The sequence below is a fragment of the Paludibaculum fermentans genome (assembly GCF_051172195.1).
Taxonomy (GTDB): domain Bacteria; phylum Acidobacteriota; class Terriglobia; order Bryobacterales; family Bryobacteraceae; genus Paludibaculum; species Paludibaculum fermentans_A.
Map to the genome: position 1 here is coordinate 148,945 of NZ_JBPJAQ010000001.1, position 25,934 is coordinate 174,878.

Annotated in this window: 20 protein-coding genes; 5 read left to right on the forward strand and 15 right to left on the reverse strand. The window is 62.2% G+C overall.

The features are described from left to right. Positions 1-5: 5 nt before the first annotated feature. Positions 6-1,178: a hypothetical protein gene (locus ACR9Y2_RS00625; protein ID WP_435039083.1), complete on the forward strand. Its 1,173-nt coding sequence runs from the start codon at positions 6-8 to the stop codon at positions 1,176-1,178. Here the strand turns inward: ACR9Y2_RS00625 and ACR9Y2_RS00630 are convergent. Then, positions 1,150-3,243, reverse strand: a complete 2,094-nt coding sequence (locus ACR9Y2_RS00630; protein ID WP_435039084.1) for a CHAT domain-containing protein — start codon at positions 3,241-3,243, stop codon at positions 1,150-1,152. The genes ACR9Y2_RS00625 and ACR9Y2_RS00630 overlap by 29 nt on opposite strands. On the opposite strand from ACR9Y2_RS00630, the gene ACR9Y2_RS00635 reads away from it, so the two are divergent. Then, positions 3,242-4,084 carry a ThuA domain-containing protein gene (locus tag ACR9Y2_RS00635; RefSeq protein WP_435039085.1) on the forward strand — a complete coding sequence of 281 codons (843 nt, stop codon included), beginning with the start codon at positions 3,242-3,244 and terminating at the stop codon, positions 4,082-4,084. The two genes, ACR9Y2_RS00630 and ACR9Y2_RS00635, sit on opposite strands and share 2 nt — an antisense overlap. Before the next feature lie 447 nt (positions 4,085-4,531). Continuing rightward, entirely contained in the window at positions 4,532-5,641 is a 1,110-nt protein-coding gene (locus ACR9Y2_RS00640) for a TIGR03118 family protein (RefSeq protein ID WP_435039086.1), read from the forward strand. A 70-nt stretch (positions 5,642-5,711) separates the two neighbouring features. Here ACR9Y2_RS00640 and ACR9Y2_RS00645 read toward each other — a convergent pair whose 3' ends face one another. The 5 genes from ACR9Y2_RS00645 to ACR9Y2_RS00665 all read right to left on the reverse strand — a co-directional run bounded on the left by ACR9Y2_RS00645 (position 5,712) and on the right by ACR9Y2_RS00665 (position 14,140). Beyond that, complete coding sequence (locus ACR9Y2_RS00645; protein ID WP_435039087.1) at positions 5,712-6,602, reverse strand: PmoA family protein; 891 nt, start codon at positions 6,600-6,602, stop codon at positions 5,712-5,714. Next, complete coding sequence (locus ACR9Y2_RS00650; protein ID WP_435039088.1) at positions 6,595-8,142, reverse strand: sodium:solute symporter; 1,548 nt, start codon at positions 8,140-8,142, stop codon at positions 6,595-6,597. Before ACR9Y2_RS00650 ends, ACR9Y2_RS00645 begins: the two co-directional genes overlap by 8 nt. Positions 8,143-8,253: 111 nt before the next feature. Continuing rightward, the gene (locus ACR9Y2_RS00655) at positions 8,254-9,819 is read right to left on the reverse strand and encodes an MGH1-like glycoside hydrolase domain-containing protein (protein ID WP_435039089.1); all 1,566 of its coding nucleotides are present in this window, start codon (positions 9,817-9,819) and stop codon (positions 8,254-8,256) included. Positions 9,820-9,877: 58 nt separating this feature from the next. Beyond that, on the reverse strand, positions 9,878-12,832 hold the full coding sequence (locus tag ACR9Y2_RS00660) for a TonB-dependent receptor domain-containing protein (protein ID WP_435039090.1): 2,955 nt from the start codon (positions 12,830-12,832) through the stop codon (positions 9,878-9,880). A 39-nt stretch (positions 12,833-12,871) separates the two neighbouring features. Then, positions 12,872-14,140 carry a Gfo/Idh/MocA family protein gene (locus tag ACR9Y2_RS00665; RefSeq protein WP_435039091.1) on the reverse strand — a complete coding sequence of 423 codons (1,269 nt, stop codon included), beginning with the start codon at positions 14,138-14,140 and terminating at the stop codon, positions 12,872-12,874. 124 nt (positions 14,141-14,264) lie between these two features. Between ACR9Y2_RS00665 and ACR9Y2_RS00670 the strand changes: the two genes are divergently transcribed. Together ACR9Y2_RS00670 and ACR9Y2_RS00675 are read left to right on the forward strand one after the other, a co-directional pair. Next, the gene (locus ACR9Y2_RS00670) at positions 14,265-15,086 is read left to right on the forward strand and encodes an IclR family transcriptional regulator (protein ID WP_435039092.1); all 822 of its coding nucleotides are present in this window, start codon (positions 14,265-14,267) and stop codon (positions 15,084-15,086) included. Further along, on the forward strand, positions 15,086-15,955 hold the full coding sequence (locus ACR9Y2_RS00675; protein WP_435039093.1) for an NAD(P)-dependent oxidoreductase: 870 nt from the start codon (positions 15,086-15,088) through the stop codon (positions 15,953-15,955). The genes ACR9Y2_RS00670 and ACR9Y2_RS00675 overlap by 1 nt, the downstream gene beginning before the upstream one ends. A 45-nt stretch (positions 15,956-16,000) precedes the next feature. On the opposite strand, the gene ACR9Y2_RS00680 is transcribed toward ACR9Y2_RS00675, so the two are convergent. From ACR9Y2_RS00680 to ACR9Y2_RS00720, 9 genes are all read right to left on the reverse strand, one after another. After that, positions 16,001-16,369 (reverse strand): response regulator, encoded by a 369-nt coding sequence (locus tag ACR9Y2_RS00680; RefSeq protein WP_435039094.1) that lies wholly within the window; start codon positions 16,367-16,369, stop codon positions 16,001-16,003. 72 nt (positions 16,370-16,441) lie between these two features. Next, positions 16,442-18,220: a methyl-accepting chemotaxis protein gene (locus tag ACR9Y2_RS00685; protein WP_435039095.1), complete on the reverse strand. Its 1,779-nt coding sequence runs from the start codon at positions 18,218-18,220 to the stop codon at positions 16,442-16,444. Continuing rightward, positions 18,205-19,284: a protein-glutamate methylesterase/protein-glutamine glutaminase gene (locus ACR9Y2_RS00690; RefSeq protein WP_435039096.1), complete on the reverse strand. Its 1,080-nt coding sequence runs from the start codon at positions 19,282-19,284 to the stop codon at positions 18,205-18,207. The genes ACR9Y2_RS00685 and ACR9Y2_RS00690 overlap by 16 nt, the downstream gene beginning before the upstream one ends. A 24-nt stretch (positions 19,285-19,308) precedes the next feature. After that, positions 19,309-20,184: a CheR family methyltransferase gene (locus ACR9Y2_RS00695; protein ID WP_435039097.1), complete on the reverse strand. Its 876-nt coding sequence runs from the start codon at positions 20,182-20,184 to the stop codon at positions 19,309-19,311. A 303-nt stretch (positions 20,185-20,487) separates the two neighbouring features. Further along, positions 20,488-20,865: a response regulator gene (locus tag ACR9Y2_RS00700; protein WP_435039098.1), complete on the reverse strand. Its 378-nt coding sequence runs from the start codon at positions 20,863-20,865 to the stop codon at positions 20,488-20,490. A 30-nt stretch (positions 20,866-20,895) separates the two neighbouring features. After that, entirely contained in the window at positions 20,896-21,411 is a 516-nt protein-coding gene (locus ACR9Y2_RS00705) for a chemotaxis protein CheW (RefSeq protein ID WP_435039099.1), read from the reverse strand. Between the two features lie 20 nt (positions 21,412-21,431). After that, on the reverse strand, positions 21,432-23,258 hold the full coding sequence (locus ACR9Y2_RS00710; protein WP_435039100.1) for a methyl-accepting chemotaxis protein: 1,827 nt from the start codon (positions 23,256-23,258) through the stop codon (positions 21,432-21,434). Between the two features lie 119 nt (positions 23,259-23,377). After that, positions 23,378-25,474, reverse strand: a complete 2,097-nt coding sequence (locus ACR9Y2_RS00715) for a chemotaxis protein CheA (protein WP_435039101.1) — start codon at positions 25,472-25,474, stop codon at positions 23,378-23,380. Beyond that, entirely contained in the window at positions 25,437-25,775 is a 339-nt protein-coding gene (locus tag ACR9Y2_RS00720) for an STAS domain-containing protein (protein WP_435039102.1), read from the reverse strand. Before ACR9Y2_RS00720 ends, ACR9Y2_RS00715 begins: the two co-directional genes overlap by 38 nt. Positions 25,776-25,934 lie beyond the last annotated feature (159 nt).

Consider the following 25,934-nt stretch of genomic DNA (forward strand, 5'->3'; position numbering starts at 1 on the left):
ATCGCATGAAACTGGTGTTGGTTTTCCTCACAGCCGGGCTGGGACTGTTATCAGCCGGCGACTACTCCGGATACTACGGCGGACGATATAAGGGCCTTTGGCTGGAAGTGTCGAGCGAAGCAGCGCCGCCGGGTGGCGTCGCCCAGGTTCGCATCACACTGACTGAGCCCAAACCCATCATCCGCACGAAACTTTACCTCGAGTTCGACGAGCAGGTGGTCGACCAGATCATGTCTGTCGGCGCTTACAGCGAGAACGTCGAGGCTACCGGCATTGCCGTACGAAAAGGTAATGTACTGATCGTCGAGGCCGCCTCGCCCACTGGGAACCTGGGTAAGATGCCGTGGTACCCCATCTTCTCCATCTCGGTGAAGTTGCGGGCAGGCCTGCCCGCCGGGACCACGACACTCTTCTCAGTCGGGGCGAATTCCGAGTTTTACCAGCCGGATGGGACACCCTGGACGATCGAGAGCAACAAGGCCGGAACAGTGGCCGTGGACGGGTCCCTGTCCATCGATGACGTCTTCCCGGGCGGCGGAACGATCCAACCCGGCGAATTCGTGAAGATCACGGGCAGCGGCTTCACTCCGCAGAGCCAGGTGGTGGCCTATAGCGCCCCCGGCCTTACGAATTACGCGACCGATGCTCTGCGGGTGCAGTACGTCTCCTCGAACGAACTCCGCGTCAGCGCGGAAAACGCCTTCAGCCTGGATCTGCGCTACCTGGAAGTCATCAACCCGGATCAGTCTGAAAAACGCTTTTACACCTCCCTCAGCGGCATCGACACCTCGCCCAGCCTCTTCGACAACCTCAGCGCGGCAAAGCCGTTATTCGCACCGCGCGCCTTCGATTCCGCCACCCTCGCTTTGGCTGCGGCGGGCTCGGATTCGGGCGCTTTTCAGGGAGTTGCCCTCCAGAACCCGTCCCAGGACGCAATCGCTGTCCGGCTGGAATTGGCCGGCCCGGATGGCCTGGGCCTGGCCGCGTCGAACGCAACCCTGCTGCCACGCGAACAGCTATTGAAAGATATGGAAGAAATCTTCCCGGGCCTCACCGTACCAGCCGGGGCCACGTTGCGAATCCAACCCAGCGCGCCCGTAAGGATCATGGGGATCGCTGGTGATCGCAATGCCGGCACAATCCAGCCGGTTATCCCTTCTTCGCCCGCTTCGAACTAAGAACCAGGCCGGCGGCCACCAGCACGGCGGCGCCGCCGGCCAGCAATACACTCCACGACCAGTAAGGCGTGAGCGGGCTAAGTCCGTCTCCAGACAGGACGAAGGCGGCCCAGTCCTCCACCGGCGCACCATTCCGGATCATTTCGAGCTTGGCCGTGCGCAGTGCCTCGCCGCGCGGCGTTCCATTGCCCAACTCGCGGTAGAACCTCCGCATGAAATCGTCCGCGGCCGCATCGCGCACCGCCCACAACGAGCCCACCACGCTCCCGGCACCCGCTTCCAGGAAAGCGCGGGACAGGCTCATGGGCGAATCTCCACGGGCCGCCGCGCCGGCCTCAGTTTCGCAGGCGGAGAGCGTCACCAGTTCAACCCCGCGCAGGTCCAGCTTGGCTACATCTCTCAGGTATAGATACTCCGGCCCCGAGAAAAGAATGCGCGAGCGCGCCGGATTCTCGAAATCAGCGGCCGCGTGCGTAGCTAGGTGGATCACCCGGAAATCGCGCGCCTCATTCAAGGCCTGCTTGCGAGCCTCGCTCTTCACCCGCAGGTCGGACTGTCCATTCAGCTGCTTCGCCACCATGACCAGTTCCGCCGCGGCCCGCGGCAGATGGACCCAGTCCGGGTCGCCCGGCAACGCCGTCCTGACCTCCGGATCGCCCACACCCAGGAGTTGCGCCTCCCACGGCCAGCGCGCCCGGGCATTCCGGGCGGTAGCCGGCAGAAAGGTGGAGGAAGGCAGGCTCCAGGTCTCGTAGCGTTCCACCACCTTCGTCCCATCGGCCCAGGCCAGGGCATCGAATGCGATGCCGGCCAAGGTTCCATCCGGCACCAGGATGAGGCGGCGGACTCCGGCCAACGCAGGCACCACGTCCTGTGCCGCACGCGCCGGGATGCGCACCGCGCTCCACTCGCTGCCCGCCGCCGTGATCTTCAGCACGCCGGCCTGCTTTCGGCCCACCCAGTAAACCAGGAGGGCCGAATCCGCGGGCACCTTTTGCCGCAATTGCAGCAGGGGCAGCGCGCTACGCCCGCGGGAACGCTCCAGCCAGTCCAGACGCTCGGCGTCTGTGGACGAACTCTCGATCAGGGCATCGAACACATCACGCTTGTCGGCCAGGAAGCCGCCGCGCAGCTCCGCCCGGCGCAGGTCGGCGCGCGTCGATTCAATGACCGCCGCGGCGGCCTGCCAGTGCGACCGGTCATGCTCCACCCGGCCCAGCCCGTAGAGCGCTTTCCACTCCTCTTCGGGCAACTTGAGGCTGCGCGCCTTTTCCAGCACACTGCGCCACCTCAGCCGGGCTCCGGCTTCATCTCCGGAGCGGAACAGCGCCTCGCCCAGGTAGAGTTCGCACTGCATCTCTTCCCTCTGGTTACCACTGCCCTGTGCCAAGGCGAGGGCGGCGGTGAAGCCCGTGCGGGCCGCGGCATAGTCCTGGAAATCCATGGCCTGCGCAATGGCGATGTTCTTCATGGCGCCCAGCTGCCCGTCAATGTCCCGCACTTGGCGGAACAGGACCATCGAGGCCCGCTCCGTTTCCAGCGCCTTATAGGGATCGCCCAACCGGCGGTAGAGCGCACCAAGGTTCGCCAGGACCCGCGCCTCCTCGGCCGGTTCCTGTTTCTGGCCCGCGCGGCGCAGCTTCAGGTAGATCTCCAGGGCATCGTGGTCCTTACCCAGCTTCTGCAGCAGCGCGGCGCGGTTCACGTCGACGAATTGCAGTACGTCCGGCGCCCAGGGTTCACGGGCGCGCTCCTCCGCCATCGCCGCGGCGCGATTGTAGACGTCCCAGGCCTCGACATAGCGGCCGCGGTAGAAGTGGACCGCGCCAATGTTGACCCACGAGACCGCCTCCTGCTGCGTTGCCCCGCGCTCGTGAAACAGGATGCGGGCCTTGCCAAACGCATCCAGCGCTTTCTCATACTCGCCGCTGTACAGGAATGCCCCGCCGGCTTTATTCAGCGCCTGGGCTTCATTGGCGCCCTGCGCACAACATGCGGATGCGAAGGCGATCCAGATCGCCAGGCCAATGATATGATGGCCCGGAAACGGAGCCTCTCCCCTCATGAAAACCCTTCGAATCGCATCCATTTGCCTGATCGCTTTGGGCTTGTGCGCCCCCGTCAATCATACCCTCCAGGCCCAGGCCCGCAAGAAGAGACTCCTCGTCATCGGAGCCAACAACACGGTTGGTGAACGCCAGGGCTTTCAGCACGACTCAACGTCGCAGGCCATGGCGACTCTCTGGAATCTTGGTCGCGAGTCCACCCTCTGGGATACCTACTTCAAGAGCGACACCTACCTGCTGACCAAGCAGAAATTGCCCGGCAACGCCAAAAACCTCGACTATTTCGACGCCGTCGCCTTTTACACCACCGGCAACTTCCAACTCACCGACGAGCAGAAGTCCGCAATCCTCTCCTTTGTCCGGGACGACGGCAAGGGCTTCATCGGCATACACTCCGCGCCGGACAGTTTCTACGACTGGCCGGAATATGGCGAGATGATCGGCGGCTACTTCGACGGTCATCCCTGGAACACGTTCCAGGCGCCTGTCATCGTCGAGGATCCTTCCAACCCCATGGTGCGCCACTTCCCGAAGGAGTTCGCGACACTCGATGAGATCTACCAGGTGAAAAACTTCTCCCGTGACAAGTGCCGCGTACTGCTGCGCCTGGATGAGAACAAGCTCGACCTGGCCAAGCCGGCCGTCAAGCGGACCGACAAGGACTTCGCGGTGGCCTGGATCAAGAACTACGGCAAGGGCCGGGTCTTCTATTCCACCTTCGGCCACACTCCCGAATCCTGGGATCGGCCGGACGTTCGCCAGATGTGGCTGGAAGCGGTGAAGTGGACGATGGGCCTGACGCAGGCCGATGCCACTCCTCGCCCCCGTCCCGCAAAATAGACATCTCCTCAGGCGCACCCTGGCCCAGTTTTGCCAGGGTGCGCTCACCACTCAGGTTTCGTTCCACCCGCCCCACCATCCGCTTGACCGCTTCGCCGCTTCTCCGCTATCGTTCGCTCCCGCTCCGTGGATGGCTCGATTCGGGTGTGAATTCGCACTTCCCCACTAACCCTCGCATGGTCGGCCGCTTACACCAGGGGGGTGGCGGCTGGAGGTTTTCCGGCAGGGCCGGCCTCTCTCGCTCTGCCCGAAAGACAGGGCCGCGCGAACCGAGGCTCCAGGGTAAGATCCTACCCGGATCGTCAAGTTGTCTCAATTCGGCGTAACGAACGGTTGAGCCCGGATCTCCGGCCGTATTGGAAACTCCGGCACCCCTCTGATCCCTGGCAGTTCGAGTCGTTCCCTATCGCCGGCTGCATTGTCCAAAGAAAAATACGGAGGGCTTTCATGACGACTCGATTGCTGATGATTACGTTCGCAGCCGGGAGCTTCGCCGGGCCCGCGCTGCTGGCCAGTCCCATCGCTGGTTTCACGCAAACGAACCTTGTGTCCAATATCCCAGCCCTGGCGGTTATCACGGACGCCAATCTGAAAAACCCCTGGGGCATAGCAATGAGCCCCACCAGCCCGTTCTGGATTTCTGACAACGGCACCGGACTCAGCACCCTCTACAACGGAGGAGCGACGAAAATCGGCTTGGAAGTGACAATCCCCGGGAATGGCACCCCCACGGGACTGGTCTTTAACGGCACAGCGGGCGCTTTCAATGGTGACGCCTTCATCTTCGCAACGGAGGACGGCAGGATCGCCGGTTGGCGAGGCGGGCTTGGCACAAACGCGGAAACTCTCGTGGACGCCACGGGCTCGGGCGCCGAGTTCAAAGGCCTGGCGATCGGGACGAATGGAGGGGTCGTCACGCTCTACGCGGCAGACTTCGCCAATGGCACCATAGCAGCCTTCACCAACGGAGGGGGCCCCTCTCCTTCCGGATCCTTTTCCGACCCGAATCTCCCCGCCGGCTTCGCTCCCTTCAACATTCAGAACATCGGTGGGGCCCTCTATGTGACATACGCCAAAGTTGGCGTAGGCGGGGATGACGAAGCCGGCCCGGGCAACGGTTTCGTTTCGAAATTCGACCTCGATGGTAACTTCCTGCAACGTGTGATCACTCAAGGCGCCCTGAATTCTCCCTGGGGGCTTGCCATCGCCCCGGCAGGGTTCGGCGGGCTCGGCGGCAAACTGCTGGTCGGTAACTTTGGAGACGGAAGGATCAACGCGTTCGACCTCAACGGAACCCTGGTCGGCACACTGGCCGACCTTGGCAGCAATCCCCTGGTGAACAACGGTCTGTGGGGACTCACCTTCGGGAACGGAAAGCAGGGCGGCAGCGCGAATTCGCTCTACCTGACCGCCGGGTTGAACGATGAGGCCGACGGCCTGTTCGCCCGCGTGGATGCCGTACCCGAACCGGCCACCTGCACCCTCATCGCGGCCGGACTGCGCCTCTGTACCCTCGTCCGCCGCAGTCGGCGCGACAGGAGTGTCACCGCGGACTGAACTGCGCGGCGCCGGCTAATATGGCTCCGCTCGCGCTGGAAAGACGCGGGCGGAGTCTTTCGTTGCGTGCTCAGCGCCGCGCAAATTCGTCATAGAGCTTGGCAATGTCGGGCGCACCCTCATAGACAACAGCCCTGTAGCGCAGCACCAATCTCTGGCCGGCCGGCAGCGTATAACCGCCGTCGGCGTTCGGATCCTTGGTGAAACTCTTCAGCGCGAAGGGATTGGCCGCGTTCAGGCCATATCCTCGCGCATGCCAACGCGTGGGATGCCGCAGGTTCGACGGGTGGTCGAACAAAGCCACCCCAGCCTGGCCGCCCTCCACCACAGCCGAGTAGTCCACCCATCTCGCGGGCTTGCCCCAGATCTCTTTCGTGCCCGTGAGAGCGTCTGAGTTGCGCAGCCGCGCGCCGCGGTCCTCTCGGAACGACTCGTTCAGGCGGAAGGCGAAACCGCCATCGTCGCTATCGCCAAATACGAGGTCCACGCCGCAGTCGGCCAGGATTGTGATCTCCGCGTCGATGGTGCGCAGGCTGCCTTTGTCGGCAAAGTGGAACTCCTGGCGCATCTCGCCCATTGCCTTGCCCGAGGGAGGGGTCATCGAAAGAGCAACCGCGACGATCCCTTTGCGCACGAGCGGCTGGGCCTTGTTGATCAGGCGGGCGGTCTTGTCCCGGCCCTGCTCCCGCCAGAAGTCCGCTCCGTTGATGCTGCCGTGGCCGTACCAGAATCCGCGGTGCCAGGCATGGTCCTTGCTATCGCCTTCGTTCGGTTCCAGCGGCCAGCCCCTCGACAGCACTTTGCCCGAGACCGTCCTGATGGGATACAGAAAGGGCTTGTCGTAAGCTTCGCCGGAGTAGAAGCCCGCGGCCACCTGCGATCCCACCTGGATCGGCAGTGGGCCATCCTCGGCCGCCATCAGGCTGGCAGCGCAGCCGAACAGGAAGTTTCTTCTATGCATGAGAGCCTTTCTCCACCGAGGCCTGCCTCGACGCAAGCCAATGCCAGACAGTGCCCTTTGCGCCCGCCTCGGCTGGCCGGTCCAGCAGGCTGGCCGCCAGGCCGGTCACAAACAGGATGATGTTCCCCGCCGCTCCAATCGTCAGGTCGTCGCCGGGATAGTTCAGCGGCGCGAGATTCACCAGCGGAGCCGCTCCTTTGGTGAGGACCGCCCAAACGGTGAAAACGGAACTGCAGGCGATGCCCACCCAGGCGCTGCGGCGGGTCGCACGGCGGCTGAGGAAGGCGAGGAAGAAGAGCCCGGCCAATCCGCCGGAGGCGATGGCGGACACCGCGAACCACATGGACAGCGCGCTGCCTTTCGTCTGGACCAGGATAATCGCTGTCACAACATTCAACAGGCCAACGGCCACCACCAGCAATCGGGCTACTTTGAGGCGCTCTTTGTCCGTGGCCGCGGGCCGTGCGGACCGGTAAAAATCCTCCACCAGGACCATCGCCAGTGTATTGAGGTCGCTGGCGAGCATGGTCATCGCCGCTCCGGTCAGCGCGGCCAGCAGCAACCCCATCACACCAGGCGGCATATGTGCGCTCAGAAAGTAGGGGAACATCTGATCGGCCTTCTGGATCGTCTTCGGGATCGTCTCGCCCGTCAGCCGGAAGAACGACCAGACGCACGTGCCAATCAGCATGAAGAAGGCCCACACAGGCACGCATAGCAGCGCCCCCATGGCCACGCCCCTCATCGCCCCGCGATCGGATTTGGCCAACAGGTAGCGCTGCACCATGGTCTGGTCGGCCACATAGCGCTGGCCGTACCAGAACAGCCCATACAGGATCGCCACCGGCACGGTGGGCCGCGTGAAGTCGAAATCCGGGCTGCCCAGTGCGAATTTTCCGCTCTTTGCGGCGACTGCGAAAACGGCGGCGGGTCCGCCGGGCGGCAGGAACAGCAGGTAACCTAGCGCCACGGCGATGCCCGCCCACATCACAAACCCTTGCACAACGTCCGACCAGACCACCGCCTCGATGCCGCCGATCACGGTGTAGAACACCATAACCACGGCGACCACGCAGATGACGGTGACGATGTCCCACCCCGTCATGCTGGCGATCGTCAACGCCATCAGGTAGAGCACGAAGCCCATTTTGCTGAAATGCGCCAGCGAAAAAGCCACCGCCGCATAGATCCGCGCGGGCCGGCCAAAGCGCCGCTGGAAATATTCATAGGCGCTCATCCCGACCTCTTCCCGATAGAACGGGATGATGATCCGGCCGATCACCGGCAGCAAAGCCAGCAACAGGAAGCCGGGCACCAGCAGGGACCAGTCCTTCGCATAGGAGGATCCAGGGTAGGCGACGAAAGTCACGCTCGAAACCATCGTGGCCAGCATGCTCATGCCCATGGCCCACGAAGGCACAGAGCGCTTTGCTACAAAGTAGTTCTCAGTCGAGGTCTGGCGCCTCGAGAACCACAACCCCAATCCCGCCATAAAGGCCAGGTAAATGGCCACAATGGCCAGGTCGAAAACACGCGTCATGAGGCCACCTGGAGCCGTCCGCTCCCCTCTCGCTCTAACCGCATGCCACCATCCCCATCATTCTCCTCTGGAATTCCTCACCACGTCCGGAAGCGATTCGCATGACGTCGCTCAATTCAGCCGGCCCGTGGTCCGCCGCAGTACCGGTGACCGCGCAATTACCTTGCCGCCCGCAAACACCAGCAGGCCTTTACCACGGCCGAACTTGCGCCCCGTACGATCCCACAGGATGGTGAGCGTCGTGCCGTGATACGGCACATTGTCCAGGCAGAACCAGTCCCAGCGTCCGGCCGGCACCAGGGGATTCACTTCCACGATCCCATCGGCCCTGGGCCGCAAGCCGGCCAGGCCGGTGATCACAAGGTCGTTGTAGGAAGAGTGGTTGTAGTGGTCCCCGCGCGCCGTAAACTTGCCCTTCTTAATAGCCAGGGCCCGCGCCCACCACTCGCCGGTCTGCGGATGCAGATTCTCGTCGATAAACGGCACGACCGACCCGTCGGGCCGCCGCAGTGTCTGGCTCTTTGTATAGATCTCGAATGTCTTGAAGTAGTCCTCCACCGAGATCTCGCGCTGCTCGTAGTCGTTAAGGACGTTCGCCAGCGCTTTCAGCGTGATCGCCGTGGAGAAAGGCCAACTCGGGCCGTTCCATTGGCAGTTGTCGCCCACCTCGCGGATGCCATAGGCCGGGTGCCGCTGCTCAGCCGTCGTGGGTCCGTAGGGGGCGAAGAAGCCTTGCGGATCCATCAATTGCTTCCAGGCGGCCTCAAAGGTGTGCCGCGGCGCGGGCAAGTCGAACAGCCAGGGGGTGAAGCCGATCTCCTCCCGGACACTCGCCAGTTGCCCCGTGTCCAGGCGTGCCTTGAAGAACTGCGCATCCTTGTCCCACAATTGCTGCTCCACCAGCTCACGCAGCCGCGCGGCTTTAGCCTCGTACACCTGGGCCAGTTCCACCTGCCCGGCAAGGCGGGCGATAGCCGCGATGGCCTTCGCATTGCCGAACATGTAGCTGTTGATGGTGGGCCTGGCGTTCTTGTTCTTCCTCGAGCCGCTGGCCGACTCCTCCATGCCATCCCGTACGTCATACTGCCAGAACAGGCCGCTGGGCAGCAGTCGGTCCCTCTCCCATTGCTCGTAATCACTCACCAGCACTTCCAGTAGGGAGGTGACGTATTTGGTATCCCCGTCGGCCAGCCATCGCTCATAGGCCGCCCACGCCGTCCAGCCGCTGTACTGGTGATAGTGGCGCTGCATGCCGCCTTGCTCACCCTTGCGCAGCCAGAAGTCGAGGTATTCGTCCATGTAGCGGCGGTCCCGCAACCAGCGCCCCTCGGCCAGATGGTGGCCCAGCGCGCAACTGATCGTGTTGTGCGCTCCGGCGTGCCTCACCGGCCGCAGGAACTCGGTCAACACAAACCCGTCCGGCGTCTGCTTGATGTGCTTGCGGAAGGTCCACCAGCGGTAATACCAGGTGCGCTCGATGTCCGGGTCCGGGCATGTGAACAGAGGGGTGTTCTGCGCCATCCACTCCGCCGCCTGGGCGTCGGGAATCGCGTTGACCAGATCCTCCGGGAAAGCGCGGTTGAACTCCTGCGCGTAGTGCGTGAAGTGCGCGCTCCGCAGCACCGTCTGGCCGCCGGCCGCCGCGGTGAGGATCAGGAGTCCAATCAGTGTTCGCATATTTCCAGCGCCCGGCTCCATCCTATTACGGGACGGAGCCGGACCATGGCCCCCACCATCAGAAGCTGAACCTCGCGTTGAACTGCATCACGCGGGCGCCCCGGGTGGAGGTGAAGCGGCCAAAATTGCCCGCCTCGATCGCCGTGGAAATGCCGGAAAAGTTCGTGTGGTTCAGCGAATTGAACATATCGGCGCGAAGCTGCAGCCGGTAGCGCTCAGTGAAATCCAGATTCTTGGCCAGTGCCATGTCCAGATTCCAGAATCCGGGCGCACGCAGCGCGTTGCGGCCGATATTGCCAAAGTGCAGGGGCGCATTGGCCATGCCCACCGGAATCTTCGCGAATACGGCCTTGTTCAGGAACTGCAGTGTGGCGGACGCATCCGCCGTGTATGCATTCCCGCCAATGTAGTCGGGCCGCGTGCTCTGGTACGACGTGCTTTGCGTCAGGTTGATCGGCGGTCCACTCTCTGCCGTGTAGATGCCGGAGAACTGCCAGCCGCCCAATAGCAGGCGGGCGCCCCTCCCGGTTCGGCCCGTCAACTTCATCAGCGGAAGTTCATACAAATAGTCAATGTTGAACCGGTGTCGGATATCGAACGGGCTCGGCCCGTAGTCGCCGCGAATGTTGTTCGAGTCCTGGGGAGGATTCGGGAACCCGATGTTGGCTGCGTTGCTGTACGACATCGACCGCGCCCAGGAGTACATGCCGCCCATCTGGAACCCGTTCGAAAAGCGCCGCCTCACCGTGTTCTGCCAGGCGTTGTAGTTCGTGCTCTCTGAACCATCGTAGTAGTTGTACTCCGAGTAGCCATCGTACGGACGCAGACCAGTCAGCGGGTTCACCTGGTTGATCCTGCGCACAACATTGGCGTGGATCGCATGGTTGCCCATGTACGCCGTCTCAACCGAGAGAGTCTTCCCGATTTCCCGGGAAACGCTCATCGTCCATTGAATGCTGGAGGGTTGCGGAAAGCGCTGCCCGATCACCGTACCCGAAATCGGTCCCGCGCCCTTCACCAATGGCAGCACCGTCGCATTGGTCGTCGGGTAGGAGATGCCGAAACGGCTGGCTTCCACGGCGCTGAACACCACTCGGTTGGGCTCATCTATGGCGTTCTGGATCAGTTCCACCGGCCCGCCGAACTGGTTATGGGCGCTGGTGAAGATGCCGCTGCCCGCCCGGATCACGGTCTTCGGCGTGATGGTCCAGGCGAAACCGGCGCGCGGCGAGTAGTCAAACTTGCTGCCGCTGTAGATACTGTCGGAACTGGTATACGGACCGATGCCGAAGGGGCCCGTGCGGTTGAAAATGCGGCCGGAATCTTCCGTAGGCACCGAGAACCAGTCGGCGCGCAGGCCCAGGTTCACCATGAAGTTCCGGCTGACGCGGAAATCGTCCTGCACGAAGAAGCCGGTGATCCAGTTGCGCAAAGTATATGGACGCACCCCAAAACTGATCGTCACCTGGCTCGGCTTGTTCGCCAGCAGATCGTTCGCATTGGCGAATTGGAACTCCGGAACCGTCTCGTTATTGCGCCCCGACTCATACATCTGGAACAGGCCGCCAAACTTGATCGAATGCCGGCCGCGGGTCAGGGCGATGATCTGGTCGAAGCTGTAATTGACCCCCAGGTTCTCCATCAGCTCCCCGGAGTTCGAGAACCCCAGCGAACCGGTGATGGCGCTCACCCCCAATGTGAAGATGTTGTCGAGCCGCGCCCGTTCAAACCGGTTGTAGCCGACTCGCGTCTCCGCACTGTAGCCGGCGCTCGAATGGATGTAGCTCACCACGCCCTTGTGCGTCGTCACATCGAACGTGCGTGTGTTTTGCGGAGATACGCGCGGTGTCAGTTGGAACGGCGTGTCATAGGTGTAGCGCACCGAAAACATATCGCGGTCGGTCATCATATAGTCGCCGCGCATGCTGTAGTGATTGCTGTCCTCCACCCCCGACGCGGCGCTCTGGTAGAAACCGGTCACCGCTCCGGCCGCATAGCTGGAGTTCGGCAGAGGGAACGTATCGAAGAAGGTCTTCATCGCCGGATTCGCCGCCGTCACCAGCGCGCGGAATTCGCCGGTCGGCACATTGCCGCTCACCGCCGTGAATGCACGTGAACGGTAGCCTTCATAAACACCAAAGTAAAACAGCTTGTTCTTGAGGATCGGACCACCAATGGAGCCGCCAAACTGGTTGAAGGTAACCGGAGGGCGCGTCATCAGGAACTGGTTGCGGGCCGCGACGTCTTCCGTACGATTGTTTTCAAACAACGACCCGTGCAGATCGTTCGTGCCGCTCTTCGTGATGACGTTCACGTTGCCCGACATCGTGGGGCCTGTCTCGGCCGGGGCGATGCCGCTGGTCACGGTCACTTCACGGACGGCCTCCAGGCTCACGGCCTTGATATAGCCCAGCGAAGTGAGCGTCTCCGATTCTCCACTGCCGCTCGCGTTCGCCCCGTCCACCGTGAACCGGAACCCGTCCTGCGGCAATCCATTCATTGAGACCGCGTTGTTGCTCACCGTCATGCCTGCGCCCAGGCTGAGCAGCGAGCTCCAATCCCGATTCGCAGTGGGTAGTTCCTTCACTCGTGCCAGGTTCAGGTTCAACGACTGCTCCGCATTGGCCGTATTGATGAGCGGAGTCTCCGCGCTGACCGTCACGGTCTCTGTCACGTCTCCCAACGCCAGGGCATACTTCAGGCGCAACTCCTGGCCCCCGGAGAGCTCAATGCCCGTATTGCGGGATTCCTTAAACCCGGCTCCTTTTGTGGTGATGGTGTACAACCCAGCCGGCAGGAAGGTGAGCGTGTACTCGCCCTGCGCGTTGGTGACCGTGTTCCAACTGCCGCCGGTCTGCAGATTGGCCGCATTGACGGCAGCCTGTGGAATGGCCGAGCCGCTCGGGTCCGTGACAGTACCATAAACTGTTGCGGTATTGACTTGAGCGAGGCAAACCGCGGACCAGAGCACTGCCGCGGCCCAAACCCGGGGCCAATGTCCAACTTGAGACATGGTTTACTTCCTCCCAACTTCTGTTCGTTCGGCTGTGGTTCAAACCCCGCGCGGCTTCGACCAGTGATCACGGTAGGTACGCCTGGTGAGCTTGGCTGCCTCGGCGTCGCCGGTCACCGAATCGGTGTTCGCGTCATAGTGAACCGTCCGGCCTGTTCGCGCCACGATGTTGGCCAGGTGGCAGTGCACCACCGAGCGAAATCCCACTTCGATCTCCGCGTTCGGCGCCTTCCGCGACTTCACACAATCCAGGAAGTTCCGCACATGCGCCTCATCCTCGCCCGGGCTCTGCTCGTGCTTCACCAGCTTGCCCTTCTCGTCAAAAACCTTGTAGCCCCACTGCCGGTCCCACTTGCCGATCTGCACCATGCCGTTTCCGCCGTAGACCGCCACACCGTTTTCCACCCCTTCCAGGCCGTACGGATTCCAGATCCGCAGCTCGAACATCAGCATTTTGCCCGGATAGCGGAAAGTGGCGTTGATGGTGTCCGGCGTCTGCTGGTCGTCTTCGAAATAGAGCTTCCCGCCGGTGCCCGCTGCTTCGGTGGGTAGCTCCACGCCCAACGCCCAGCGCGCCATGTCGATCTGGTGCGCTCCGTCATTGCCTGCGTCACCCGTCCCGAAATTCCAGTGCCAGTGCCACGTATAGTGGAACCGGTTCTCGTTAAAGGGCATCAGTTGGGCCGGACCCACCCAGGTGTCGTAGTCGACCTCGGCTGGAACCGGGCTGTCTGCCTTGTGGCCGATATCACTGCGCCGCTGCACGTCCCACGCTTTGGCCATCACCACTTTGCCGATGTTGCCGGCGTGGATATAGTCGATCGCCGCCCGTGTAATCTCGCGGCTGCGCGACTGCGTACCGTGCTGCACGATTCGCTTGTTGCGTCGCGTCGCTTCCACAATCAGCCGGCCCTCGCGGATGTTGTGCGAGCACGGCTTCTCCAGGTACACATCCTTGCCGGCCTCACAAGCCATAATCGCCGCCGGTGCATGCCAGTGGTCCGGAGTCGCGATCACCACCGCATCGATCGACTTATCGTCGAAGACACGCCGCATGTCGCGCACTACCTTCGGCGGCGTCCGTCCCGCCTTCTCCAGTAGAGCCGCCGCAGCGGGCACCACCCGGTCATCCACATCCACCAGATACTCGACATTCGCGTCGGCCAGCTTCGCAAATCCGCCGGTCAGGGCCCTGCCCCGCCCGCGCACCCCGATCACCGCCACATTCACTCGGTCGCTGGCCGCCGGTGCCTGCCGGACCGTACTCAGTCCCGCCGCTACCGTCGGCAGGAAATATCGCCTGTTCATTTTGGCTCCTTTCGGAATGCGAAACTATATTCGGATTTGTGTTGATGTTGACGTTATCATGCTATGAAAAGCGCGTCAATACAGGTGTACAAAGTTTGCCGGTTGAGTTAGCATGATGTTTTCGATGAAAGTTTCGGATACCGAGTCTTCCAAAAGTACGGTGATGTCGCTGGCCAAGGGCTTCCGGGTCCTCGAGGTCTTTGACGCCCGCGAACCCGAGCTGACCCTCTCGCAGATCGCTGCCCGGGCCGAGCTAGACCCCGGCACCACTTACCGCCTCGCCAAAACCCTCGTCATGCTCGGCTACCTGCTACCGGCCGAAGGCAAACGCTACCGCCTCGGTCTCAAGGTCCTGGATCTTGGCTTCAATGCCTTCGGACAAATGGACCTCAACACCATCGCCCGGCCCATCCTGCGATCGCTCATGGGGCCCATCAATGAGGCGGCAAGCATCGCCGTGCTGGACGGCCCTGAACTGGTCTATGTGGAACGCCTGCAGATGCCTCTCGGCCGCCTGGGCATCTCCCAACGTGTAGGAGCGCGGGTGCCCGCCTTCTGTACCGCCATCGGCCACGCTATCCTGGCCCACTTGCCGCTGGAAGAGCGCCTCCAGATCCTCAACGCCAAACCCCGGACGAAGATGACCCCGAACACACCCGTCACCATCCCGGAAATCGAGTCGCGGCTCCAGAAGGTCCGCGAACTCGGCTACGCCGTCTCCGATCAGGACACGGTGATCGGGGTCCGCGTCATCGCGGCGCCCATCTTCGATCCCGATGACCGGCCGTGGGCGGCCATCAGCGCCGCCGCCCCCTGGATGGCCTGTTCACTCCAGGAGTTCGTCGAACATACGGCTCCGGCTGTGGTCAGCGCAGCCAAGCAGTTGACCAAGGTCTCGCGCATCTCCGGCTCAACCGGATTCGCGCCAGTGCGGCGGGGGGCTTGATGGACCGCGTGGGCATCATTGGCATCGGCCTCGTGGGCACTGCCGTCGCTGAACGCCTTCTGGCTTCCGGCTACACCGTCACCGGCTACGACGTCCGGGCCGAGCAGATGGACGCCCTCCAGTTGCTGGGAGGCGAACCCGCCTGCTGCGCTGCGGCTGTGGTCTCCGACTGTGAGCGGATCATCCTCAGCTTGCCCACCTCCGCCATCGTCAGTGCCGTACTGGACGAAATCAAACCCAAACTGAAACCCGGCTCAATCTTGATCGACACCACAACCGGCGATCCCGAGGATGCCGTCGCGTTCGCTTCCATGCTCAGCCCACTCGGCGTCGACTATGTGGACTCCACCGTGGGCGGCTCCAGCCGCCAGGTCAAGACCCGTGAAGCCATCTTCCTTTGCGGTGGCTCCGACGCTGCTTTCGCACGCTGCCACGACCTCTTCGAACAGTTCTGCAAACATGCTTTCCATGTCGGACCGGCCGGCAGCGGAGCGCGCATCAAACTGGTGATGAATCTGGTCCTCGGCCTCAATCGCGCCGTCCTCGCCGAAGGTCTGGAATTCGCCCGCGCCTCCGGCATCGACCCCTACGTCGCACTCGAAATCCTCCGCGCCGGCCCAGCCTACTCCCGGGCAATGGATACCAAAGGCCCTCGCATGCTCAACGAGGAGTTCGAGCCCGAGGCCCGTCTCTCCCAACACCTGAAAGACGTCCGGCTCATCCTGGCCTCCGGCGAACGCCAGGGTGCGCGGCTACCCCTGTCCCATGTCCACCTGCAACTGCTGGAGGCTGCGGAAAACGCCGGCTTTGGCGCACTGGACAACAGCGCCGTCATCAAAGCGTTTCAAAATGGGTTACCCAAGGAGTAACTCCGCTCCGAAGTTACTGCCGCCGTCCCCAAGCCCGCTCAGCTCCTAGCCCAGCACCTTCTGGATTACTGCGAGCAGTTGTTCCGGCCGGAACGGTTTCACGATCCACGCCGTTGCCCCGGCGGCTCTTGCGGCTTGCTTCTTCTCCGCCTCCGACTCCGTCGTGAGAACCACAATCGGCACGTACTTGAAAGCTGCGTGAGCGCGCAACTGGCGGATCAACCCGATGCCGTCAAGATTTGGCATGTTCAAGTCGGTCAGGACCATTCCAAGCGCCACGGGATTCGCAAGCTTGGACATTGCATCCTGCCCATCGCGGGCCTCGATCACCTCATAGCCCGCGGAAACCAATGTGAACGAAACCATCTGCCTGACGGTGCTCGAATCGTCCACGGCCAGAATTTTCTTACCCATTCCGCCCTCTCTCTCGTTGGCCGAGTCTCTCCATCATTTCATTCACCCCTCCCATTCAGCCCCACGTCCCTACTAGAAGAATTCGACATCGTCCCCATCTCCGCTCTCGCTGATCGCCGGCACACCGTCTTCATCCTTTGGCGTCCGCCCATCTGACAGTGCGGCGTGGATCGAGCGCTCAGACCTCATTGTGTAGTTCACAGGGGCCGCCGCCGAATTCCGCGGATCGGGCATTGGTGCGTCGAGCGCCGCTGTTTGCAGGACACCGCTCGCCCACGCCAGAATTCCGATTGCCTCTTCCTGGGTGCCAAATCCGTCGACGCTGGCGGCGAGACTTTGCTTCAACCCTTCGACTAATTCCATAGACTGCTGGTAGTCGCGGCCCGCATGCGCCTGGGACTGGTCCAGTGCCGCTCCGTCCTGGCGCAAACCCGCAATTTCTGCTTCAGTCTCGCCAAATGACTCGGCCGTCGACTCCAGGGAGTTGGCCCCGCTGCTGATCCCTTCCAGCAGCTTCTCAGTCTCCTCGGACGCCTGCTCCGCCTCCCTCGCCAACTCCTGAATAGCGTTGGCGACGATCTCCATGGACGCCCCGGCCTCGCCTAGCCGGGCTGCCTGAATCGTGGCGTTCAATGCGATTCGCTGCATCATCAGCCCCACCGCCCGGACTCCGGCAATCGCTTCGACAATTTCGCTCACGCTCTGGCGGACTGTGGCTGCGGTGGCCACCAGACGCTGTTCCGCTTCCCGATTGCTGCTCAGAAGCTCCACTGTGAATCCCAGGCTCTTCCGGACACCCCCAAAGAAGGTGGGCTCGCCGCCCTCCGAGGTTCCCAGCAGGTTGGTCGCCTCCGTTGCCACCTCGCTCACTTTCCTCTCGATCAGGCACAAGGCGCCCCGCACCTGATGGACGGATGCTTCAAAGACAGCCCTGGCATTGTTCAGTTGCGCGGCCTGCAATCGAGCGATTGCCGGCAGCTGACTCCGGGGTCCGGATGCGCCACTGCACTCGAGCAAGGCCTGCTGCACGTGCTCTATCTGCTGCCGCACAATATCCTGCGCTTGGAGCGCAACGACCAGATCGCCCACCGACACCGCAATCCCATCGAATTGGGAGGCCAGGTGAGCACTCGCCTTCGCTATCTCACTTCGATGCGCCCCAATCTGGCGCAGCCCCGTGCTCGTCTGCTCCATCAGCGGCTCGAGATTCTCCTGCCTCTGCGTCGCGACCGCGGCTGCTTCCGCCGCCGCCGCGGAGACGGTTCGCAGCAGCACCGCGACTGACGTCGCACTTGAGCCCACCTGCTCACGAATCTGCTGCGACAATTCCAGTACGGAAGTCGCCAGCCCGGCGAAGCTGCCCTCCACGTCAGCAAACCGCGCGCTCTCGATTCTGGTCATGACCGCCAGAACGTCAAAGGTGTGCAGAATCGGCGCAAACGCCTCAATCGTCGATCCCAGTGCTTTTGCGTCCGTGCGCAACCCCTTGACGCAGTCAGCGATGCGCGCCCCCGCGCGATCGCCCCCGGAGGCCAGCAACACACGGTCCAGCGACGTCACCGAAGCGTCATGGTCGGAGAGCCGCCCAGCCACGCCGGCCACCTGTTTTGCTACCGCCCCCGCCGTGGATTGGATGCCCATCAGGCGCGCGCCCACCGGCAGGAAGACCTCTTCGGTCAATCGGTTGAAGTCCGAAAGTCTCGAACCCACCTCTTGCATCGCTACGCGTTCTTCGGACGCCGTCAGACGTCCATGTCGGTCCACTATGCCGCCTACCCTCTTCCACAGCCTTAGGCAAGTCGACGAAATCGACCCGGCGCTGGAGTCCATGACCTCTAATTTCCATGACATCGACGCACTACCTCGGCCGCAAGATCACTGAGGGCCAGCACTCTGTCAACTCCACCAGCCTTGATGGCCTCGGCGGGCATGCCGAACACCACGGAAGTCGCCTCATTCTGCGCAAAATTAAAGCCGCCGGCCTGCTTCATCTCCAGCATTCCCTTCGCCCCGTCGTCCCCCATGCCCGTCATGATCACCCCAATCACATTTCGCCCCCCGTACCGTGCAGCCGACCGGAATAGGACGTCAACGGAGGGTCGGTGGCGGTTGACCAGGGGCCCGTCCTTCAGCTCGACATAGTAGCGGGCTCCGCTCCTCTTCAACAGCACATGGCGGTTGCCCGGTGCGATCAACGCCTGGCCGCGAATCACTGAGTCGTTGTCCTCCGCCTCTTTCACAGAGATCCGGCAGGTCTGGTCCAGCCGCTGCGCAAATCTGGCCGTGAAGGCCTCCGGCATGTGCTGGACAATGACGATACCTGGCGCGTCCAGCGGCATTGCGCTCAGGAACTCGCGCAGGGCCTCGGTTCCCCCCGTCGACGCACCCACCACAACCACGTTCTCCGTAGACTGGATCAACGCCTTCGATACGGTGACGGCAATTACCGCATCCGCCGACAATTTAGGTTCGACGGGCTTGAAGTTCACTCGATGCTTCTGCAGCCTCGCGCGCGCAGCCGATTTGACCACATCGCAGATGCGGACGCGCGCCTCTTCCAGGAACTCCTTTGCGCCCAGCTTTGGCTTGGTGATGATGTCGACGGCGCCCTTCTCCAGGGCTGCCAGCGCCGTGTCCGAACCATCGCCGGTGAGCGTCGAGCAGATCACCACCGGAATCGGATGCTGGCTCATAATCCGGTCGAGAAACGTGAGGCCATCCATGCGCGGCATCTCGATATCCAACGTTATGACGTCCGGGACTTCCTGCCTGATTCGCTCCACGGCAACATATGGATCCTGCGCGACGCCAGTGACCTGGATCTGTGGGTCGGACTCCAATATCTCCTTCAGCACCTGCCGCACCGAAGCGGAGTCGTCCACAATCAAAACGCTCACTTTTCCGGGAGACTTCATCTCAGGACCTCGCACCCACAAACGCTAACCCCGCCTCTGGTAAATCGCAGTTCCAATCGCCTTCAGGGGCACATCCAAAGCGGAAAGAGATTCCGAATGGCTGGCGAAGAAGTACCCGCCGGGAATCAGATTGCGGCAGATCTTGTTCACCACCGCCTCCTGGGTCCGCAGGTCGAAGTAGATCAGCACGTTGCGGAAGAATACGACATCGAAAATGTCCTTGATGTGGTAATCCTCGTCCATGAAGTTCAACTGGTGAAAACTGACCCTCTTTCGCAGCCCCGGCACAATCCTCATCAGCGGCTCCGAACGGTTGCGGCTCCTCAGCAAATACTTGCCGCGCATCTCCTTCGGAATGGGCTCAATCAGGGACTCCCGGTAAATTCCATTGCGGGCATGCTCCAACACCTTCGTTGAGATGTCGGTCCCCAGTACGGCGAAGTCGAAGCCTGGGTTCACGCTCGAATACTCAGACAGCACCATCGCAATCGTGTATGGCTCCTCACCCGAAGAACATCCGGCAGACCAGACCTTCAGGCGCGACTCGATCCGGTTGTTACCCTGCATCAAACTCGGGATCGCAACACTTCGCAGGAATTCGAAATGCCCCGCCTCGCGGAAGAAGTCCGTCTTGTTCGTCGTCATGGCGTTGATCAGATGCTCCCGTTCATTGGCGTTCGAGGCAGCGAAGAAGTACTTTTCGTACTCATTCAGCGAGCCCAGCTTCAGCTCGCGCGCCCGGCGCATCAGGCGGCTTTGCACCAATGCCATTTTCGAGTCCGGCATCTTGATCCCAAGCTGACCCGTGATGTATTGCGCGAACCGCGCAAATCCCTCCCGGGACAGCTCGATGAGACCATCCGCGACTTGACCTGTCACACTAGCCCCAGACTGTCTCATCTCGTCACTTCCTTTTCACTTCACTCGATCTCCCTCTGCAAAGGCCTCATTGGGCCATCCGCCACACCCTGGGCCGTCCGAGGATTCGTGGCGCCAGTCATCAAACCAGGGGCTGAACAGTCTGTGGCAAAAGCCCCGCTAGCCGCGCGGCAAGGGCTTGCGGACCCAGGGCGCAAATGGCCGGCCAGGCTAGTGCCGGCCACCCGGAGGTCGGCTCGACACTCCCCTGGGCCGCAACCCCTTGCCCCCCGTGACCGGCGGCGGTGCGAACCGGCTGCGCGACTTCTGCCGTCGGCTGTTAACTCAGCTCTTTTGGAGGCTGCCTTCCAATGCTGCGTCTATCGCGGCTAACAACTGCTCCTTCGTAAAGGGCTTTCTCAAGGTCTGGCAAGCCCCCATCAGGCGAGCTACCTTCAACATGTCCCGGGGACCGCTCATGCCGCTCATTGCGACGATCGGAACACCAGGACACACGCTCCGCCGCGCACGGATCACCTCCAATCCGTCGGCGTCCGGCATGTAGATGTCCGTGACAATCAAATCCACCGCCTCTTCCTGCAGCCTTTGAAAGGCGGTCGCCGATCTCGAGTGGATCAGCACCTCGAATCCGTGGGCTTGCAGCATTGCCTGGATCGCCTCCAGGACCGACGGGGAATCATCTATCACCAGGATTTTGGGCATGGGTCTCTCCGCTGAAAGGCTGGTCACTGCTCAACTCCGGGCTGGTTCCATGCTCAACTGAAGCTCCTCCGCCTGCACGCCCGGTTCACCCGGCGGCGAAAGCTCTTCGGATGAAAATACGGCATTGACGTCGAGAATGATAATGAAGTCCTCCCCACGTTTTCCCATGCCCCGGATAAAGTCACTCCGCCACTGCATGGCTATGCCAGGAGCAGGAACCGTGTTGCTTGCATCCAGCTCGATCACCTCGTGCACGCTGTCGGCAATGCCTCCCAGCACGGTCGGCTGCCCTCCCAACTCCAGCTCCATGACAATGATCCGTGTGTGTACTGTGTCAGCCCCCGGAGGTAACCCAAATCGCACCCGCATATCGACGACGGGTGTCGCCTGCCCGCGGACGTTGACTACGCCACGCATGTAAGGCGGAGCCGTCGGCACCTTCGTGACCTGGCAAACCTCCAGCACCTCTCGCACCTGGGCGACGTCGATCGCAAACAACTCGTCTCCGAGCTTGAACGTCATATATTGACTGCATCCGGTCAGCATGGCTTCTTTCCTCTCCGCAACTACTCCTGGTATTGCGAGAACTCCATATCGCGCGCGTCCGTACCCCCGGGATTGCTGTCGAGGTCGATAGCCGCACCTCCGCCAAGCGCTTGATGCATCTGCGCCAACCCGGCGGAGGTTGACCTGCGCGTCATGTTCTTGCCTTCGGCTCCACCCATTCGCGAAGCTTGCTTGCGCCGCCTTTGGGTAGCCCGGAAGAGTTGCTCGTCCCCTGTCTTGAAGAAACCGATGCTGGACTGCAGTACATCCGATTGGCTCGCCAACTCCTCTGCGGTCGACGCCATCTCTTCCGATGCCGCAGCATTCTGCTGTATCACCTGGTCCAGTTGTTGCATCGCCTTGTTTACCTGATTGGCTCCGATGCTCTGTTCCAGGCTCGCAGCTGCGATCTCCCTCACCAACTCCGCAGTCTTCTGGATATCCGGAACCAGCCTATGCAACAGATTTCCCGCTCCTTCGGCCACCCGTACTCCATCCACGGTCAACCGGCTGATCTCGGCGGCCGCTGTCTGGCTACGCTCCGCCAGCTTGCGCACTTCCGAAGCCACCACTGCGAATCCCTTGCCGTGCTCGCCGGCCCGTGCGGCCTCAACCGCTGCATTCAGCGCCAGCAGATCCGTCTTGCGGGCAATCTCCTCGATGATGTTGATCTTCTCCGCGATCTGCTTCATCGCTCCGACAGTCTGCACAACGGCCTCTCCGCTCGCCCTGGCATCCTCTGAAGCTTTCGACGCGATCTTGTCGGTCTGCCTCGCATTGTCGGCATTCTGCTGAACACTGGAGGCCATCTCCTCCATCGCAGAAGTGCTTTGCTCCGCCGCCGCCGCCTGCTCCGTGGCGCCTTGCGCGAGTTGCTGGGCAGTCGAGCTCATCTCAGTGCTGCCGGTAGCAACATTGGCCGACGCTGTCGCGACCTCAGATACGGTTTTCCGCAAATTCGTCAACATGCGGACCAGCGCCTGCCCTAACCGGTCCTGCCCGGAACGGGCGTTGGCCAGCACAGTCAGGTCTCCCTCCGAAATGCTGGACGCCACCTGTGCCGCTCCATTCAGGTTGTCCACCATCCCGTTCAGGGCCACCAGCATCTGCCCGAGTTCGTCCGTCGACTTCACCTCTGCCTTGTTCGTCAGGTCGCCTTCGGCCACCTGGTTCACCAGCTTGACGGCTCCTGCCAAGGGTTTGGTGATACTACCTGTCACCAGAATCGAGATCAGCAGCGCCATCGACAAAGCGATTGCCAGTCCCGCAATAATACCCACCCGGGCGCTGCTCACTGCCGCCTGCACCCCCTGCGAAGCACGATCGGCGTTTGCCTTGTTGTAATTCACCAGGTTCGTGCTGGCATCCAGGTAGCGCAGGAACAGCGGTCTTTGCCTGTTTGCCAGTTCCAGGGCCTGCTTCACCGCCTCCGGCGCCCGCTGCCGGCTCACCCGGTAGATCTGATCCGCCGCGCCATTGTATTCGCTCCTGGCCGCTTTCAGGCGTTCGAACAGCTCCCGATCCTTGTCATCGATCAACGACTTCTCGTACGTCGCATACAGCGTTGTCGTGCGGCTGCGCAGATCCTGCACTTCTGTGTCCAACCGATCCATCTCCTCCTGGCTTCGACTGATGATGTGCTGCAGCTCCAGGCTGTAGGCCGCCTGTGTGTTCGCTTGGATGATGCCGATGACATAGACCCCCGGCAGGGCCTCCTCTGTTACCAGGGCCGCCCCCCGGTGAATCCGTTCCACCTGGGTGTACGCAAACACTCCAAGCACCAGGGCAATCGCAATCACTATTCCGAATCCAGCTGAGATTCGTGTCCCGATCTTCCAGTTATTCATGTCCTTCTTCCTTCCTGGTCTTCCTGCCGCGACAGGATTCGCTCAACTGCCCCGGGCTTTCTTTTCCGTACGTCCGCCGTGTCCGCCACGGAGTAGACTTCCTCTCTCGAACCTTCAAGTCACATGACGCACACAGGCTCCGCGTGTTGCTCCCGCGCCAGCCTGGAGATTCTCGCCGCGGCCTGCGCGGAACTTGTAGCCCTCGCACCAGCGCCCGCCGCGTAGTGAGCCTGAGCCATTCGCACCACCGCCGGGATATTCAGGATCAGCGCCACTCGTCCGTCGCCCATGATCGTCGCGCCGGAGACAGCTTCGATATTCCTGTAGAACTCCCCCAGCGACTGGATCACTGTCTGGTGCGTACCCAGCACGAAATCCACCACTAACCCAACCCGTTGATCTTCATGCTGGACTATGACGACCTTCTCGATCGGCAGCGCTGCGCCATCCACTCTGAACATGCTCCGCAAGTCGATATAGGGCACCAGGTCACCCCTGACGGCGATCAGATTCCTCCCGTTGCTGCTCGCACGCTGCGAGCGCAGCAGCTCAACGTTTTCGTTGACCACCGCCATCGGAACAATGAACTGGTCGCTCCCAATCTGGATCAGCAGCCCCTCAATGATCGCCAGCGTCAGCGGCAGCGTGATGCAGATCCGCGTGCCTTTGCCGCGTTCGCTGGTAATCGCCAGGCTGCCTCGCAGTGCGTCAATTTGCCGCCTGACCACATCCATCCCAACCCCGCGGCCTGACACATTCGTCACCTGGCTGGCCGTCGAGAAGCCGGGAAGCAGGATCAGGCCCAGCAACTCTTTCTCAGTGAGACTGGCATCCGCGGCAATCAGTTGCCTCTCCACCGCCTTGGCTCTCACCGCCTCCAGGTCGACGCCTCGTCCGTCGTCCTCAACACAAACCACGACGCTCGAGCCCATGTGCGCGGCGGAGAGACGCACTTTCACCCGCCTCGGCTTACCCAGGACCTCCCGCTCATCCGGCAGCTCCGCTCCATGATCCAGGCAGTTGCGCAGGCAGTGCACCAGCGGCTCACCCAACTGATCCAGAATGCTCTTGTCCAGTTCGGTCTCCGCCCCCTCAGTCACCAGCTCCGCCTCCTTGCCCAGCTCATTGGACAGATCGTGCACCAGGCGGCGGAACCCGCCGAACAGGGTGCCGATGGGGAACATACGAATGCCCAGCACGTTATCCCGCAGCTCCGCCACCAGGCGCTCCAACTCCTGCACGGGGTTCGCCAGCTCCGGCAACTTGTGCTGCGATGCGGCTTGGGCCAGGCGCGACTGGTTCATGACCAGCTCTCCCACGAGGTTCACCAGCCGGTCCAACCTGCTGGATGGCACGCGGACGGTCGCCTGCTTGGCCACACTCCTTCCGAACGGCGCTGCTGGCGTTGCCGGCGCCACTGGTCCGGCCTCCGCAAGCTGGACCTCCGGTGCGCGGCTGGAGCTCGCCAATCCTTCGCTGAGCTTCACCTCCAGGCGGCTCTCATCCTCCACGAAGATGAAGACATCCTTCACCGCATTCTCGTCGCACTGGGAACTGAGCCGGATGCTCCACCACAAGTAACATTGGTCCGGCTGGATGACGTCCAGTTCCGGTACGAGATCGGTATGCGCCTCCACCTCACAGGGCCCAAGGCGCCGCAAATCCTTCAACAGCGCGACCGGGTTACCCCCTCTCGCGAACAACCCGGCATGGGGGCGAAACTCGATCAGCCATGTCCGCTCGCTTGCAGCCGGGCCAGTCGCTCCAACGGGCTTTCGTATCGCCGGAGGCCGCTCGATTCCAGGCGCGCCCGCCCCGATGAATCGACGCACTTCGGCAATCAGCTTCTCGCTCGATCGTGCCGGCGGCTCCACTCCGCCCTGCTCCGCGTTGAGCAGGCAGCGGACCTGGTCTTTGGCCAGCAGGATCAGGTCGGCCAGGTCAGCCGATACGGGAATCGCACCGTCCCGCACCTGGGCGAGCAGATTCTCGATATGGTGTGTGAACTCAGCCAGGGCATCCAGCCCGCACATCGCACCCGAGCCTTTGATCGTATGGAACGCACGAAACAGGAGATGCACCGTCTCTTCGGGCTGCTCCTCGGCCGCCATCGACAGCGCCGCCATCTCAATCTCAGCCAGCAGGTCCTCCGCCTCGTGCACGAAGGTATCGACGGGGTTATGCGGCACGCCCGCCTCCAGAAGTAGATTCCTCACAGGCCAGTACGCTCCCCGCCTCAAAGAGCCCCAGTCCCAGGCTTTCGCAGCACTCACTCACAGACGGTGAGGGTGCGGAGAGCCGCAGCCGGCCGCCCAGCCGCGTCGCCGTCTTCACCGCCGAGTAGAACAGCTGAACCGAGGTCGAGTCGCAGTGAGACACTTCCGACAAATCCACTTCCACCACGGAATGCCCCCCCACCATCCCGCACAATGCATCGTGCAATGCATCTGCATCGGTGATCTCGATCGCCCCGCTGATCTTCCATTGCCAGCCGGATCCGGCCTGCAGGATCTCCACTTCGTACTCCCTTCGACACCGTCCACTTCAACCCGGCGCTTGGCCCGCAAGGTTGCGGTTTCGCCATAAGGGCGGAAGTACGCCCTCGCCGGATCATATCGGCCGTCTCCGGCCGAGCTATCTGGAAAATGCGTTGCCTCAGGGATGTTTTTGTGAATC